Raw genomic sequence first — 14,534 nt, forward strand, 5'->3', positions numbered from 1 at the left:
CAGGCAACAACTGGCCGGTACTATACGGTCGCTCCGGGCGGTTCCGGCGTGACCGCCAAATCGTAGAAATGCTTCGGGAAAGCGCGCTTGAGGTCGGTCTTTCGAAGGGTTCCAGCGATAGCCTCGGAGGCCCCCCCGCGGCCGTAGGGCGGCACACGGGCCGGATCGGGCCGGAACCCGCCCTCGAAGATGCTGCGCAGGCTTGCCAGGATGAGCTGCGAATCGGCGGGGCAGTCGATGATCGAGGCGGCGCGCAGCCGGCCCTTCTGGCGATCGCCGATATTGATCGTGGGCACACCAACGGCCGGGGCCTCCAGAATGCCGCTGGAGGAGTTGCCGACCACGGCATCCGCAAGCCGCAGCGCGGACCAGTAGCGCTCGCTCCCGAGCGAAGTGAAGAGATGGGCGCGATCGGGGCGCGCCGCGACGAACGCCCGGATCGCATCGTCGATGGCGCGATAGCCGGGATCTGCGTTGACGCCGGTGAAGATGAAGCTGCGATCCCCGATGTCGGCAAGCGCGCCAAGAAGGGCAGTGACGTTGGCGGCGTCGGCCTCCGGCTGCGCCGTCGTCGGATGCAGTGTCACCAGCAGGAAGCGCTCGGGACCGCCGATGCCGAGCTTTGCGAACAACTCGGCACGGGTCAGCGTCGGCGTGCTATCCGCCAGATCGAGGCCGGGCGCGCCGACGTTGAAAACAAAATCGGGCTGCTCGCCCATCTGGATCACGCGCCGGCGATAGGGTTCGGCCGCGACGAAATGCAGACAGGCCATCTTGGTGATGGCATGACGGATCGCATCGTCGAAGGCGCCCGCGGTGATCTCACCGCCATGGATGTGTGCGATCGGAATGTTCAGCAGTGTCGCCGCAACCGAGGCGGCCAGCACCTCGTAGCGGTCGCCGAGCACGACGAGGACGTCGGGGGCGAGCTTTGGCAGCGCCTCGGCAAAACCGCTGACGCCGATACCGGTGCCGCGCGCAATCGTTTCGGCGCGGTCGTCGTCGAGCGCGAGATCGATTTTTGCCGCGATCGGAAAGCCGTCGGCCTCGATGATCTTCCAGGTCTCGCCGAAGCGCGGCACGAGATGCATGCCGCAGGCGATCACGCTCAGCGCGACGTCATCGGCCGCCTTGAGCCGCGCCAAAATGCCCCGCAGAAGCCCGTAGTCGGCGCGCGAACCCGTGACGACGGCGATGCGGCGGCGTGCGCTCATGTCCGCTGCCGCCAGGGCGAGGCATCGAGCATGGCATGCTCGATGACATAGGAGGCGTAGGCGAGGTCGGCCGCGCTCTCGATCTCGATCGAATGCATGCGGTCCATCATGATACCGTAGCTTGCCGACGGATCGGCGTAGATCTTGCGATGCTTGCGCATCGCGTCCCAGCCGACGAGATAGAGCGCGCCGTTCATGGTGACTTCGACGGGCTGGTCCTGGCGCCGCTGCGCCGTCGTCGCCAGCATCTTCTCGACGATGCCGCCGATCGAGCCATCCTCGCCGAGCGTGCCGACGAAGATCGAGGAGACCTCGGTCTCGCGCATCCCGACCACGAGGCTCGCCTTGCGCGCGGCGAACAATTCGACGGCCTCGTCGAAATGCTTTGGCGTCGCGAAGGGCGAGGAGGGCTCCAGCAGCATGATGGCGTCGTAGCGCCGCTTCTCATGCGTCTCGATCCAGTCCATGGCGTGCAGAACCACGTCGTTGGATGAGGCGGTGTCGGTCGCGAGCTCAGCCGGTCGCTCGAACAGCATTTCGGCGCCATACCGCGTCGCTTCGGCGCGGATCTCGGGGCTGTCGCTGGAGACGATCAGGCGCGAGCAGTAGCGGGACTGTTTTGCGGCAATCGCTTTGTAGCCGGTCAGGCTGAGGCCGCCGATCTCGCGCAGGTTCTTGCCTGGCAGGCCCTTCGATCCACCGCGGCCGACCAGCAGGAACAATATCTCGGGCGAGTTCGTCATTGGCAACAGACTATCCTGTGTCCCGTCGTCGCGAATCGGCGTGATTCGTCGCTCCACGGGCTCTTGCGGGTCCCGTTGGGGAATGCCGCAAACCGCCCGCTTGCGTTGCTTTTACCAGCGTGCTCGACTAAGACAACCGCTTGATTGGCGGGCGATTTCGCTTTGCCCAGCGACGAAACCCCATGCATCGCAAAACCCTGATCATTGCTGAGGCTGGCGTCAACCACAACGGCGACCGCGCACGCGCGCTGGCCCTGGTGGAGGCGGCGGCGCGAGCCGGGGCCGATGTGGTCAAGTTTCAGTCGTTCCGCGCCGACAAGCTCGCGACGGCCGAAGCCGCGAAGGCGAGCTACCAGCAGGCGACCACCGGCGCGGCGCAGTCGCAGCTCGACATGCTGCGCGCGCTCGAGCTCAGCGCAGACGACGAGGAGCAGATAGCCGCAGCCTGCGCGTCGGCCAATATCACGTATATGTCGACGCCGTTCGATTCCGACAGCGCCACGCATCTGGTCCGCCGCGTCGGCGTGTCCACGCTGAAGGTCGGCTCGGGCGATCTCACCAATGCGCCGCTGCTGCTGCATCTGGCGCGGTTCCGGCTGCCGATCATCCTGTCGACCGGGATGGGGACGCTCGCCGAAGTGGAGCAGGCGCTCGGCGTCATCGCCTTCGGTTATCTTTGCGATGCAACGGCAAAGCCTACGTCTGCCGATTTTGCAAGACTCCTGCTCGATCGTGCGACCTGGATGGAGCTGCGTGCAAGGGTCACGCTGCTGCATTGTACGACCGAATATCCGGCCGATCCGCAATCGATCAATCTGCGCGCGATGGCGACGCTGCGCGAGGCGTTCGGCCTGCCGGTCGGCTTCTCCGACCACAGCCGGGGCATCCACATCGCATCGGCAGCGGTAGCGCTCGGTGCCACCGTGATCGAAAAGCATCTGACGCTCGACCGCAATCTTCCGGGCCCCGATCACCGGGCTTCGATCGAGCCGGACGAGATGGCGGCGATGATCGCCGCGATACGCGACGTCGAGGCCGCGCTCGGCGACGGTCGCAAGGTGCCGGCGCCGGAGGAGATTCCAAACCGCGCAGTGGCGCGCCGCAGCCTCGTCGCGCTGCGCCCGGTGCGCGCCGGCGAGCGCTTCACCGAAGACAATCTCGGCGTCAAGCGCCCGGGCAATGGCGTCCCGCCGATCGAATATTGGAGTTATCTCGGCAAGACCGCCTCGCGCGACTACGCGGCCAACGAGGCGCTGGAGCCATGAGCCTGATCGTGCTCTGTGCCGGCGGTCACGCCCGCGTCGTCGTCGAGGCGTTACTGAGCCGCGGCATCCGTCCCGCAGCCGTCGCTGATCGCGATGCCGCGCGCATCGGCGCGGCCATCGGCGGCGTCAAGATCACGGGATCAGACGACGACGTCCTCAAGATGCCGGCCGACGGGGTCGAGCTTGCCAATGGTCTCGGCAATCGCGCCTCGCGCGGCGATTCGGGGCTGGCGGGCCGGCGGGCCTTGTTCGATCGATTCGCAGAGAAGGGTTACAGGTTTCCCGTGATCGCGCATTCCTCCGCCGTGATCGCCTCCGACGTGCAACTCGGCGCCGGCGCACAGGTGATGGCGGGTGCCGTGATCCAGCCGGCGGCGCGGATCGGGCGGAACGTGCTGGTGAATACGCGCGCGGTGGTCGAGCACGATTGCATCGTCGGCGATCACGCGCATATCGCGCCGGGGGCGGTGCTGTGCGGGGGCGTGTCGATCGGCGAGAGCGTCCATGTCGGCGCCTGCGCCGTTGTGTTGGTCGGCGTCAAGGTGGGCGCCGGAGCCGTCGTCGCCGCGGGCGCGGTGGTTACAAAAGATGTCGCGGCCGGCGGGTTCGCCGGCAACGAATAGGATTGGTTTGTCATGAAGGGCGCGTTTGTCGTCAATGAAGATACCCCTCTGATCGAAACGCTGCGGCGGATCGATCAGGGCAATCTGCAACTCGCCATCGTCGAGCGCGAGGGCAAAATCGTCGGCACCGTCACCGACGGCGACGTGCGGCGCGCGCTGCTCGGCGGTACGGGGCTCGACGCTTCCGTCAGCCTGGTGATGAACCGCACGCCGATCACGGCGCCGGTCGGCATCTCGAATCCGGCCGCGCTGAATCTGATGCGCAAGCACTCCATCCACCAACTTCCGCTGGTCGACACCGAGGGGCGGGTGGTCGAGGTCAAGCTGATCGACGATCTCGCGCTCGCGCAGCAATCCGATCATTGGGTCGTGCTGATGGCCGGCGGCCTCGGCTCGCGATTGAAGCCGCTGACCGACGAGGTCCCGAAGCCGCTGATCCGCGTCGGCGACAAGCCGATCCTGGAGACCGTGCTCGGCGGTTTCGTCAAGGCCGGCTTCGGCAAGTTCTTCATCTCGGTCAACTACAAGGCCGACATGATCCGCGACTATTTTGGCGACGGCTCGGCCTGGGGCGTGGAGATCAACTATCTGCAGGAGAACGAGCGGCTCGGAACGGCAGGCGCGCTGTCGCTGCTCCCGGAACGGCCGACGCAGCCGTTCTTCGTCATGAACGGCGATCTGCTGACGACGGTGAATTTCGAGCAGATGCTGAAATATCATCGCGAGCATCAGGCCTTCTCCACCGTCTGCGTGCGCGAGCATTCGGTGACCGTGCCGTTTGGCGTGATCGACTTCGACGATCACCGCCTGCTCGGCATCCGCGAGAAGCCGACGCAAAAATTCTTCGTCAATGCCGGCGTCTATCTGCTCGATCCCGCCGTGCTCGACCATCTTGACGCCAACGAGGCCGTGGACATGCCGACGCTGATCGAGCGCACCATCGCCAAGGGCAAGCCGTCGGTGGTCTTCCCGTTGCGGGAATACTGGATCGACGTCGGCCGGCTCGACGATCTGCAGCGCGCCTCCGACGAATTCCAGAGGATTTTTGGATGAGCAGCGAACGTTCGCTCCGCGAGATGATGTCGCTCGACGGCCGGGTTGCCGTCATCACCGGCGGCGCCGGCCATATCGGCCGCGCCATTGCGGGGGGCCTTGCCGAACTCGGCGCCAGCATCGCGCTGGTCGATATCGCTGCGTCAGCAGGCACTGAAGCGGCGGCGAAGCTGACTGCGAGTTACTCCGTCACGGCAGCCATGTTCGACTGCGATTTCGAGCAGGGCGATGCGGTCAAGGATCTGCCGCGGCGGGTGCGCGAGGCTTTTGGCGGCATCGACATCATCGTCAATTGCGCGGCTTTCGTCGGCACCAGCGGACTCGAGGGCTGGGCAGTGCCGTTCGCGCAGCAGTCGGATGCGACCTGGCGGCGGGCGATCGAGGTCAACCTCACGGCGCCCTTCGTCCTGATCCAGGCCGCCGCCGAGGATCTTGCCAAATCGGGCCATGGCAGTGTGATCAATATTTCCTCCATCTACGGCCTCGCTGGACCCGACTGGCGGCTCTACGAGGGGACCCCGCTCGGGAACCCGGCCGCCTATGCCGCCAGCAAGGGCGGCCTGATCCAGATGACGCGGTGGCTCGCCACCACCATGGCACCCAAGGTACGTGTCAATGCGGTCGCGCCTGGCGGCGTCTTCAGGGCGACGCCGGAGCCGTTTTTGAGCCGCTATGTGGCCCGGACGCCGCTTGCACGCATGGCAAGCGAGGACGATATGAAGGGCGCTGTGGCCTATCTGGCCAGCGACCTCTCTGCCTATGTGACGGGACAGTGCATTGCGGTCGACGGGGGATGGACGGCGTGGTAAGCCGACAGCAAATCATGCAATCGCGAGAATTGACGAAATGTTGAGCTGTAGCAAATGCTTATTGCCGGAAACGGCGGAAGCCACATCGTTCGACGAAGAAGGCTCGTGCAGCGTTTGCCGCCAGATCGAGGTCCGTGACACCCAGATCGACTGGGACGACCGTCACAAGCAGATGATGGAACTGGTCGCGCAATACCGCGACAAGGGCCTGTACGACTGCATCGTGCCGTATTCGGGCGGCAAGGACAGCGTCTTCCAGCTCTGGTACGTCGTCAAGAAACTCGGCCTGAAGCCGTTGGTGGTGCGCTTCGACCACTGGTTCTATCGTCCGCTGATCGAAGAGAACAACACCAGCGTGTTCAAGCAGCTCGGCGTCGACGTGCTGAACTTCACGCCCAACTGGCATGTGGTGCGCGAGCTGATGCTGGAATCGCTGAAGCGCCGCGGCGACTTCTGCTGGCACTGCCACACCGGCATCTATGCCCACACCATGCAGATCGCGATCCGCTACGAGACGCCGCTCTTGTTCTGGGGCGAGAGTCTCGCCGAATACCAGTCGTTCTATTCCTATGACGAGATGGAAGAGGTCGACGAGAAGCGCTTCAACCGCGCCATGAATCTCGGCATCACCGCCGACGACATGTACGAATTCCTCGGCGGCCGAGTCGCCAAGCGCGACCTCTATCCGTTCGTCTATCCACCGCGCAAGGAGCTGATGCGGATCAAGTGCCGCTCGATCTGCCTCGGCAGCTACATCAAGTGGGACACCAAGAAGCACGTCGAGATCATCAAGCGCGAGCTCGGTTGGAAGGGCCAGGAAGTCGAAGGCATTCCGCCGGAGTACGACTACGAGAAGATCGAGTGCTTCTTCCAGGGCGTGCGCGATTATCTGAAATACATCAAGCGCGGCATGGGCCGGACCAACCATCTCGCCAACATCGACATTCGCAACAAGCGCATGACCCGCGAGCAGGGCGAGGCGCTGGTGCGCGAGTTCGACGGCAAGCGGCCGCCGAGCCTCGATCTGTTCCTCGACTATCTCAATCTGACCGAGGAGCAGTTTTTGGGCATCGCGATCAAGCACGAGGTCAGCCCCTGGCAGTTCTCGCCGAACACGGTCGAGCCGGGTCGCCGCATGCCCGACATGGACAAGTGGGACAACACCAAGGTGCCGTGGCCGAACCATCCGGGTGTAGAGATCGGCGGCAAGGGGTGATCGGGCGGCGCGATGATCGCGCCGCAGGGGAGCAGGCGATGTCAGGCGTAGCGATTGTCGATTACGGCATCAACAATGTACGCTCGGTGAAGAACGCCGTCGAATATTGCGGCTTCGATCCGGTCGTGACCCACGACGCCGACGCCATCGCCGATGCCTCCCACGTCATCCTGCCCGGCGTCGGTGCGTTCGGCGATGCCATGAGCAACATTCGCGCGCGCGGCATCGACGAGATGCTCGAGCGCCATGTTCGAGAGAAGGGCAAGCCGTTCCTGGCGGTGTGCCTTGGGATGCAATTGCTCGCCAACACGTCGGAAGAGCATGCCGACGACGGCGTGGCGCATCGCGGGCTCGGCTGGTTCGATGCCGACGTGCTGCGGCTGATGCCGAACGATCCCGCGCTGAAGATCCCGCATATGGGCTGGAACATGGTGGCGAAGGAACGCGACCATCCGATCCTCGCAAATATCCGCGAGAGCAACCTCGCGTTCTATTTCGTGCACTCCTTCGCCATGCGCTGCAAGGATGCCGGCGACGTTGTCGGCTTCGCCCAATACGGCCAGCCGGTGACCGCGATCATCGCACGCGACAACATCGCCGCCACCCAGTTTCATCCCGAGAAGAGCCAGGACACCGGGATCGAGCTGATGAGCAATTTCCTGCGCTGGAATCCCTGAAGTCCTCGCGATGCTGAAGAAGCGCCTGATCCCAAAATTCCTGCTGCGAGACGGCAGGCTCGTGAAGTACGTCCGGTTCTTCGAGAACGAGCGCGCCGCCGGCAATCCGGTTACGACGGCCAAGGTCTACAACGACTACGGCGTCGACGAGCTGATCGTGCTCGACATCGTCCCGAGCGCGGCCTCGCGCGGCCGCGTCGTCGACATCATCGAGCGGATGTCGGAAGAGATCTTCATGCCCTTCACCGTCGGCGGCGGCGTCAAGACGCTCGACGACGTCAACATGCTGCTGCGCGCCGGCGCCGACAAGGTTTCGGTGAATTCGGAAGCCGTGCGGCGTCCGGAGTTTCTGCGCGAGGCGGCGCGCACCTTCGGCGACCAGTGCATGACGGTGTCAATCGACTACAAGAAGATCGGCCCCAACCATGCCAGCGTGTTCATCGACGGCGGCCGCGAGCATGTCGCGCTCGATCCGATCGAGTGGGCGCAGCGTTGCGAGGATCTGCATTGCGGCGAGGTGTTGCTCGGTTCGATCGATCGCGACGGTACCATGAGCGGCTACGACCTCGACTTGATCCACAAGGCGGCGAGCGTCCTGAGCGTGCCCCTGATCGTGTCCGGTGGCTGCGGGTCGCTGCAGCATGCGATCGACGCGCTGGAGGCCGGGGCGTCGGCGGTGGCAATCTCCTCGATGTTCCTGTTCACCGACCACAGCCCGATCAAGCTGCGCAGCCACCTGTTCTCGCGCGGCCTCGACGTGCGCGCCAGCTCCTCAAGCAGGAACTAACACCGTGCAGCTCTCGCTTGCCCGTAACGATCTCGCCCTCTACGTGCGCAAGCAGTTCGAGAACCTGTTTCCCGACGGCGCCGACCTCGGCGACCTCCCGAAATTCGTCGATCTCGCGCTCGGCCGCGTCGACCACTGCTTTTCGCGGGTCAGGCTGAAGGGATTCTTCGCCAATGGCGAGGCTCGGTTCTCGCACTGGCATTCCGACCAGTACGCGATCTTCCTGTACTACCTCGCCAATTCGGCGTTTCGCGAGCGGCCCGGTCACCCGATCGCCGACAAGGCTTATGCGCTGAACAAGGCGCTGCACGCCCTTGATGCGTTCTACGAGGTGGAGCTGCCAGACGTCTTCGCAGTCCAGCATCCCGTCGGCACCGTGCTCGGGCGCGCGCACTATTCCGACTATTTCATCTGCTATCATAACTGCACGGTCGGGGCGAACCTCGACAACGATTACCCGTCGTTCGGCCGCGGCATCGTGATGTATGGCGGCAGCCGGATCATCGGCGAGACCGCGGTGGGTGACAACAGTTTCGTGTCGACGGGCGCGATCGTCGTCGACGGCGGTACGCTTGCCGCCGACAGTATCTTGCACGGCATCTATCCGAAGGCGGCGCGGTCGAAGACCACGCGCAACGTGTTGCGCGATATTTTCGGCGTTGAAGCCTGATCAGGTCAGCCGCTTGAACCCTGAATGTGCGACGGGGCCGCGTAGCAATTGCTTGACGGCCTTCTGGTCCACCGCGGTGCGCAGCTCCCGGAACACGTCGGTGACGGTTTCCAGATAGCGGTCGACATGCGCGTCGCTGTGCGAATACATCGCATAAAACGAGCCGGTGGCGAGAATGCCGCGGTCCAGCATCATCTGCGTGAACAGGGTGCGCACCTCCTGCGCGTCGGGCAGGTCGAAGGCGAAATGGCCTAGCGGCGAGATGCCGGAGACGTGCAACGGCATGCCGGTGATCTGCGATGCCTCGGTCCAGCCCTTCTGAACGCGCATGCCGATCCGCATCAGGTGCCGTGCGACGTTCTGTTCGCGATGCTTGCGCAGGGTGGCAAGGGCCGCGACCGGGCCGACGCGCTCAGTCCAGGCCGTCGAGCTGACGAAGGTCTCTTGTGCCGCGTCCATCACCGAGGCGCGGCCGACGATTGCGGCCATCGGAAAACCGTTGGCGATCGCCTTGGCGAACACGGCCATGTCAGGGTCGACGCCATAGGCGAGATGCGCGCCGCCGGAATTGATGCGAAAGCCGGAGGTCACCTCGTCGAAGATCAGCGCGGCGCCGCAGCGGTCGGCGAGCGCGCGGATGCCCTTGATGAAGGCCGGCTCGGGCTCGCTGGAGCGCACCGGCTCCATCACGATGGCGGCGAGCCGGTGGCCATGGGCGGCGACGATCGCCTCAATCTCGTCGAGCTTGTTGAAGTGGAACGGATGCATCAGGCCCGCGAGGCCACGCGGCACGCCTTTGGTGTCGAGGCCCGGCAGCAGATGGCCGTCGAGCGCGGTGGTCTCGCCGAGATTGGCGCTGAGATACCAGTCGTGCCAGCCGTGATAGCCGCAGAACGCCACCATGTCGCGGCCGGTCGCGGCACGCGCGATGCGCACCGCGATCGCCATCGCTTCGCCGCCGGCGCGGCCAAAGCGCACCATGTCGGCCCAGGGGTGCAGCTCGACCAGCAGTTCCGCGAGCTCGATGTCCTCGGCGCAGTTGAGGGTCGACATCGAGCCCATATCGATCGCGGTCTTCACGGCGGCGTCGACGTCGGGATCGGCGAAGCCCAGAATGGTGGCGCCAATGCCGCAATAGCTCATGTCGAGATAGGTCTTGCCGTCGAGGTCCGTGACCTCGGCACCCTTGGCCGATTTGAAGTAGGTCGGCCACTGCTCCGGCAGGAACATTTCCGGCCGCTTTGAGAGCAATTGCGTTCCGCCGGGCATGACCTTGCGCGCGCGTCGGTAAAGTGTTTGACCGGTGCTCGACATCGGATTCTCCTGGCATTCTCCTGCGCGGAAGGCAAGCGGTGGATACCGCATGCCTCCCCGTCAGGCAAGGTGCCGGGGAGCGGGGCCTGCATGCTTGAAATCGGCGCACGATGCTTCAAGCGGCGTTCGCCGTGGCAGCGTCTGCCGCCTAGCGGCGTGTCGCCTGATCGACGTCGCTGACAACCTCGCGATAGCGGGCGAGCGCGACATCCTCGCGATATTTCCCGGCGATGCCAGCGGCACGAACGCCCTTGTCCGTCGTGGCCTGCCGGTCGCGCGCCGCCTCGCGAATGGCACGCGCGAGCTCGGCGGGATTTTCCGGTGGAACGACCCATCCGATCGCTTCTTCGCCGAGCACGAGCGCGCCTTCGGAATTCGCTTCCGAAGTGACGACCAATGGCCGGCCGACGGCGAGGATGTTGTAGAGGCGGCTCGGGATCGAGACGCCCGCGATATGCCGGCGATAGGGGATCACCCAGAGATCGACAGCCGAGAGGAAATCGACGAGTTCGTCTTCGGGCACGGGTTTCAGGACCGTGACGTTCTCGAGCCGGTCCTTGGAATAGAGGTCGTTGAGCGCGGTCCAGCCGACCCCCCAGCCGGACAGGACGAAGTGAATGTCTTTCTCGTGCCGCAACAGGCGAGCCGCCTCGAAGACTGTTGCGGGGTCGTGGGTGAAGCCGAGATTGCCTGAGAGGCCGACAATGAATCGCGACGCATCCGGCGCGCGGAAGCGGCTGGCCGGATCGACCTTGCGGTAGCCGATCGGGATCAGCGCCCAGTTCGGAATGAAGCGAAGCTGGTCCGCTGTGACCCCGCGGTATTTCTCGATCAGTGGCGGCACGTCGCGCCCGATCACGACGATCGCATCAAGATGCCGGAACAGCAGCCCATTTGCAAAACGGATGAGCCGGACCGTAAGCGAGTTGGGACGGGCCATACCTGCCGCCTCGAGCGCCTCGGGATAGAGGTCGTAGATCAGGAGCATGGTCTTTGAACCGCGCAGCCTGGCTGCGAGCAGCACGGTGTAGGGCAGTGTGAACGGCGTCGTGACGCAGAACACGATGTCTCCAGACCTTGCCCGCCGCAGCACCGAGAAGAACATCTGCGCCGCCAGCAGGCAGATCGCCGCCGCGCGCTGGACGATCGCAGACTTGAGCGGATTCCAGCTCCTGAGTTCGACGACTTCAGGCTTGCCGGGTTGACCGGCCGCGCGCGAGCCCGGCGTTGCCGAGATCACGACGACCTCCCGATCGTTCGCGAGGCTCTCGGCGATCTTGCCGACATAGACCGCCGTCGTGGTCGCGTCGGGCGGATAGAACTGGGCCGCGATGATTAGTCTTGCCGGAGTGTCCATGTGTGAGCGCGATCCTCGCCGGTCAGGCGTGGGACTGTGAAAGCCCTTTGGCCTGGCTCTCCGCCAGATACGCCGCATAGGCACGGCGGATGCCGTCTCCCAGCGACGTCTTCGCGCGCCAACCGAGCCTTTCGAGGCGGCCGATGTCGAGCAGCTTTCGCGGCGTGCCGTCGGGGCGCGTCGTGTCGAAGGAGATTTCGCCGCGATAGCCGACGGCGGCGGCGACCACGCGGGCGAATTCAGCGATGGTGATGTCCTCGCCGGTGCCGACATTGACGAGGTCGGGGCTCGAATAGGTCTTCATCAGGTGGACGCACGCGTCAGCCATGTCGTCGACATAGAGAAATTCGCGCCGCGGCGTGCCGGTGCCCCAGACCACGACGTTGCTGGCGCCCGACAGCTTGGCCTCGTGGAAGCGGCGGATCAGGGCGGCCACGACGTGGCTATATTCGGGATGGTAGTTGTCGCCGGGCCCGTAGAGATTGGTCGGCATGACGCTGATGAAGTCGCTGCCATACTGGCTGCGATAGGCTTCCGCCATCTTGATGCCGGCGATCTTGGCGATCGCATAGGGCTCGTTGGTCTGTTCCAGCGGCCCCGTCAGCATCGAATCCTCGCGCAGCGGCTGGGCAGCAAGCTTCGGATAGATGCAGGAGGAGCCCAGGAACATCAGCTTCTCCGCACCATTCTGATGCGCGGCATGGATGACGTTCGAAGCGATCGCGATGTTCTCGTAGATGAACTCGGCGCGCAGCGTGTTGTTTGCGACGATGCCGCCGACCTTGGCGGCGGCCAGGAAGATCGCCTGTGGCCGCGTCCTGGCGAACCAGTCGAACACCGCGGTCTGGTTGCAGAGATCGACCTCGCTGCGGCTCGTCGTGATGAGCTTGACGTCCTCCTGCGCAAGCCGGCGGACGAGCGCACTGCCGACCATGCCGCGATGGCCGGCGACATAGACGGTCTTGCCCTTCAGCTCAAACGGAGTGCTTGCCATGGGCGATCTCCCGCTTGGCCTCGGCCAGATCGCTCGCCATCATCTCCTGCACGAGCTGGGCAAATGTCCGCTTCGGCTTCCAGCCAAGCTCCTTGTGGGCCTTGCTGGCGTCGCCGATGAGAAGGTCGACCTCAGTGGGACGGAAATAGGTCGGATCGATACGAACCACCGTCTTGCCGCTCTTGCGGTCGACGCCGGTCTCCTCGACGCCCTTGCCGCGCCACTCGATCTGCCGGCCGACTTCGGCAAACGACAGCTCGACCATCTCACGGACCGAGCGGGTTTCGCCGGTCGCAAGCACGAAATCATCCGGCTTCTCGGCCTGCAGGATCATGTGCATGCCCTCGACATAGTCCTTGGCATGGCCCCAGTCCCGCTTGGCCTCGAGATTGCCGAGATAGAGCGTGTCCTCGATCCCGAGCTCGATCCGGGCGACGCCGCGGGTGATCTTGCGGGTGACGAACGTCTCGCCGCGGATCGGGCTCTCGTGATTGAACAGGATGCCGTTCGAGGCATAGATGCCATAGGCCTCGCGGTAGTTCACGGTGATCCAGTAGCCGTAGAGTTTCGCGACGCCATAGGGCGAGCGCGGGTAGAACGGCGTCGTCTCCTTCTGCGGGACTTCCTGCACGAGACCGTACAACTCAGAGGTCGAGGCCTGGTAGAATCGCGTTTCCTTCTCCATGCCGAGAATGCGGATGGCCTCCAGCAGCCGCAGTACGCCGATCGCATCGGCATTCGCCGTGTATTCGGGGCTCTCAAAACTGACGCCGACGTGGCTCTGGGCGGCGAGATTGTAGATCTCGGTCGGCCTAATCTGCTGCACTAGACGGATTAGGTTGGTCGAGTCTGTCATGTCGCCATAATGCATCAGGAACGGCACGTCGCCGACATGCGGGTCCTGATAGAGGTGGTCGACTCGCGCGGTGTTGAATGAGGACGAACGCCGCTTGATTCCATGCACGACGTAGCCGAGCGACAACAGATATTCGGCGAGGTAGGCGCCGTCCTGTCCGGTAACGCCAGTGAGCAATGCAACACGTCTTTGCCGGATCTTCGAATTCATCCCTGTTGTGGTTCCTGTGTTTGATGAAGATTGCATATTGAGCTCAACGATTTTGTAGGACGTGAGGCCGCGGTCGACCCGAACTCGGGCACCGCGTCCTTCAGGATGGTCCTGATGGTGGCGCGATCGTCGCGCGCGATCGCCTGCTCCAGTGCCGCGATCCACTTGCGCAGCGTCTGCATCGGCGGCTCGTTCGGCTGCGCCGCCATGATTCCGGCAACGCCGATTTCCCGGGTCGGCTCTTCCGAGGCGAACAGGATCTCGTGCAGCCGTTCGCCCGGCCGCATGCCGGTGAACACGATCTCGATGTCGTAGCCGGGTTGCAGTCCGGACAGACGGATCATGCGCTCGGCGAGATCGACGATCTTCACCGGCTGTCCCATGTTGAGGACGTAGACCGAGACGTCAGGACGCTGTGTTCCGAGCGCATGCGTGGCCGCGGTGATGACGAGATCGCAGGCCTCGCGGATGGTCATGAAGTAGCGGACCATGTCGGGATGGGTCACGGTCACCGGTCCGCCGGCCTCGATCTGGGCCTTGAACTTCGGCACCACCGAGCCGTTCGAGGCCAGCACGTTGCCGAACCGGACCGAGATCAACCGCATCGGCGGCTTGGCCCCGCGCACCCCGGCTGCGAGGTCGTGATCCAGCGCCTGACAGTACATCTCTGCAAAGCGCTTGGTCAGGCCGAGCATCGACACCGGCTCGATCGCCTTGTCGGTCGAGATCATCACCATCGCCTCGGC

General features: G+C 64.4%; 14 protein-coding genes and 1 pseudogene. 8 read left to right on the top strand and 7 right to left on the bottom strand.

Annotated features, from left to right (window positions below; translation table 11 throughout):
- Window positions 1–20 precede the first annotated feature (20 nt).
- Window positions 21–1,214, bottom strand: a complete 1,194-nt coding sequence (gene neuC, locus K408_RS0134160) for a UDP-N-acetylglucosamine 2-epimerase (RefSeq protein ID WP_024343056.1) — start codon at window positions 1,212–1,214, stop codon at window positions 21–23.
- Window positions 1,211–1,957, bottom strand: coding sequence for an acylneuraminate cytidylyltransferase family protein (locus K408_RS0134165; RefSeq protein WP_024343057.1), 747 nt, complete (start codon window positions 1,955–1,957; stop codon window positions 1,211–1,213). The genes neuC and K408_RS0134165 overlap by 4 nt, the downstream gene beginning before the upstream one ends.
- A gap of 182 nt (window positions 1,958–2,139) precedes the next feature.
- On the opposite strand from K408_RS0134165, the gene neuB reads away from it, so the two are divergent.
- Genes neuB through K408_RS43170 form a run of 8 tightly spaced genes read left to right on the top strand, consistent with a single transcriptional unit; the run spans window position 2,140 to window position 9,057 of the window.
- The gene (neuB, locus tag K408_RS0134170) at window positions 2,140–3,222 is read left to right on the top strand and encodes an N-acetylneuraminate synthase (RefSeq protein WP_024343058.1); all 1,083 of its coding nucleotides are present in this window, start codon (window positions 2,140–2,142) and stop codon (window positions 3,220–3,222) included.
- Window positions 3,219–3,845, top strand: a complete 627-nt coding sequence (locus K408_RS0134175) for a NeuD/PglB/VioB family sugar acetyltransferase (RefSeq protein ID WP_024343059.1) — start codon at window positions 3,219–3,221, stop codon at window positions 3,843–3,845. The genes neuB and K408_RS0134175 overlap by 4 nt, the downstream gene beginning before the upstream one ends.
- Window positions 3,846–3,857: 12 nt before the next feature.
- Entirely contained in the window at window positions 3,858–4,898 is a 1,041-nt protein-coding gene (locus tag K408_RS0134180) for a nucleotidyltransferase family protein (RefSeq protein WP_024343060.1), read from the top strand.
- Entirely contained in the window at window positions 4,895–5,707 is an 813-nt protein-coding gene (locus K408_RS0134185) for an SDR family oxidoreductase (protein ID WP_024343061.1), read from the top strand. The genes K408_RS0134180 and K408_RS0134185 overlap by 4 nt, the downstream gene beginning before the upstream one ends.
- Before the next feature lie 37 nt (window positions 5,708–5,744).
- A complete protein-coding gene (locus K408_RS39475; protein WP_024343062.1) occupies window positions 5,745–6,923 on the top strand; it encodes an N-acetyl sugar amidotransferase in 1,179 nt (392 codons plus the stop codon).
- Between the two features lie 38 nt (window positions 6,924–6,961).
- On the top strand, window positions 6,962–7,600 hold the full coding sequence (gene hisH / locus K408_RS0134195) for an imidazole glycerol phosphate synthase subunit HisH (protein WP_024343063.1): 639 nt from the start codon (window positions 6,962–6,964) through the stop codon (window positions 7,598–7,600).
- Between the two features lie 10 nt (window positions 7,601–7,610).
- Window positions 7,611–8,387 (top strand): imidazole glycerol phosphate synthase cyclase subunit, encoded by a 777-nt coding sequence (locus K408_RS0134200; RefSeq protein WP_024343064.1) that lies wholly within the window; start codon window positions 7,611–7,613, stop codon window positions 8,385–8,387.
- 4 nt (window positions 8,388–8,391) lie between these two features.
- Window positions 8,392–9,057: an LbetaH domain-containing protein gene (locus K408_RS43170; protein ID WP_024343065.1), complete on the top strand. Its 666-nt coding sequence runs from the start codon at window positions 8,392–8,394 to the stop codon at window positions 9,055–9,057.
- Here K408_RS43170 and K408_RS0134210 read toward each other — a convergent pair whose 3' ends face one another.
- The 5 genes and pseudogenes from K408_RS0134210 to K408_RS0134230 form a co-directional block, all read right to left on the bottom strand.
- Entirely contained in the window at window positions 9,058–10,371 is a 1,314-nt protein-coding gene (locus K408_RS0134210; RefSeq protein WP_024343066.1) for an aminotransferase class III-fold pyridoxal phosphate-dependent enzyme, read from the bottom strand.
- A gap of 148 nt (window positions 10,372–10,519) precedes the next feature.
- A complete protein-coding gene (locus K408_RS0134215) occupies window positions 10,520–11,728 on the bottom strand; it encodes a glycosyltransferase family 4 protein (protein WP_024343067.1) in 1,209 nt (402 codons plus the stop codon).
- Between the two features lie 22 nt (window positions 11,729–11,750).
- Window positions 11,751–12,722, bottom strand: coding sequence for a GDP-L-fucose synthase (gene fcl / locus K408_RS0134220; protein ID WP_024343068.1), 972 nt, complete (start codon window positions 12,720–12,722; stop codon window positions 11,751–11,753).
- Window positions 12,703–13,788 (bottom strand): GDP-mannose 4,6-dehydratase, encoded by a 1,086-nt coding sequence (gene gmd, locus K408_RS0134225; protein ID WP_024343069.1) that lies wholly within the window; start codon window positions 13,786–13,788, stop codon window positions 12,703–12,705. The genes fcl and gmd overlap by 20 nt, the downstream gene beginning before the upstream one ends.
- A gap of 65 nt (window positions 13,789–13,853) precedes the next feature.
- A pseudogene (locus K408_RS0134230) lies at window positions 13,854–14,534 on the bottom strand (polysaccharide biosynthesis protein); the annotation flags it as partial.

The organism is Bradyrhizobium sp. in8p8 (assembly GCF_000426845.1).
Lineage (GTDB): Bacteria > Pseudomonadota > Alphaproteobacteria > Rhizobiales > Xanthobacteraceae > Bradyrhizobium > Bradyrhizobium japonicum_C.

Coding starts and splice junctions, on each gene's coding strand:
- neuC (WP_024343056.1), bottom strand. CDS start 1,214: ATGAGCGCACGCCGCCGCATCGCCGTCGTCACGGGTTCGCGCGCCGAC.
- K408_RS0134165 (WP_024343057.1), bottom strand. CDS start 1,957: ATGACGAACTCGCCCGAGATATTGTTCCTGCTGGTCGGCCGCGGTGGA.
- neuB (WP_024343058.1), top strand. CDS start 2,140: ATGCATCGCAAAACCCTGATCATTGCTGAGGCTGGCGTCAACCACAAC.
- K408_RS0134175 (WP_024343059.1), top strand. CDS start 3,219: ATGAGCCTGATCGTGCTCTGTGCCGGCGGTCACGCCCGCGTCGTCGTC.
- K408_RS0134180 (WP_024343060.1), top strand. CDS start 3,858: ATGAAGGGCGCGTTTGTCGTCAATGAAGATACCCCTCTGATCGAAACG.
- K408_RS0134185 (WP_024343061.1), top strand. CDS start 4,895: ATGAGCAGCGAACGTTCGCTCCGCGAGATGATGTCGCTCGACGGCCGG.
- K408_RS39475 (WP_024343062.1), top strand. CDS start 5,745: ATGTTGAGCTGTAGCAAATGCTTATTGCCGGAAACGGCGGAAGCCACA.
- hisH (WP_024343063.1), top strand. CDS start 6,962: ATGTCAGGCGTAGCGATTGTCGATTACGGCATCAACAATGTACGCTCG.
- K408_RS0134200 (WP_024343064.1), top strand. CDS start 7,611: ATGCTGAAGAAGCGCCTGATCCCAAAATTCCTGCTGCGAGACGGCAGG.
- K408_RS0134210 (WP_024343066.1), bottom strand. CDS start 10,371: ATGTCGAGCACCGGTCAAACACTTTACCGACGCGCGCGCAAGGTCATG.
- K408_RS0134215 (WP_024343067.1), bottom strand. CDS start 11,728: ATGGACACTCCGGCAAGACTAATCATCGCGGCCCAGTTCTATCCGCCC.
- fcl (WP_024343068.1), bottom strand. CDS start 12,722: ATGGCAAGCACTCCGTTTGAGCTGAAGGGCAAGACCGTCTATGTCGCC.
- gmd (WP_024343069.1), bottom strand. CDS start 13,788: ATGAATTCGAAGATCCGGCAAAGACGTGTTGCATTGCTCACTGGCGTT.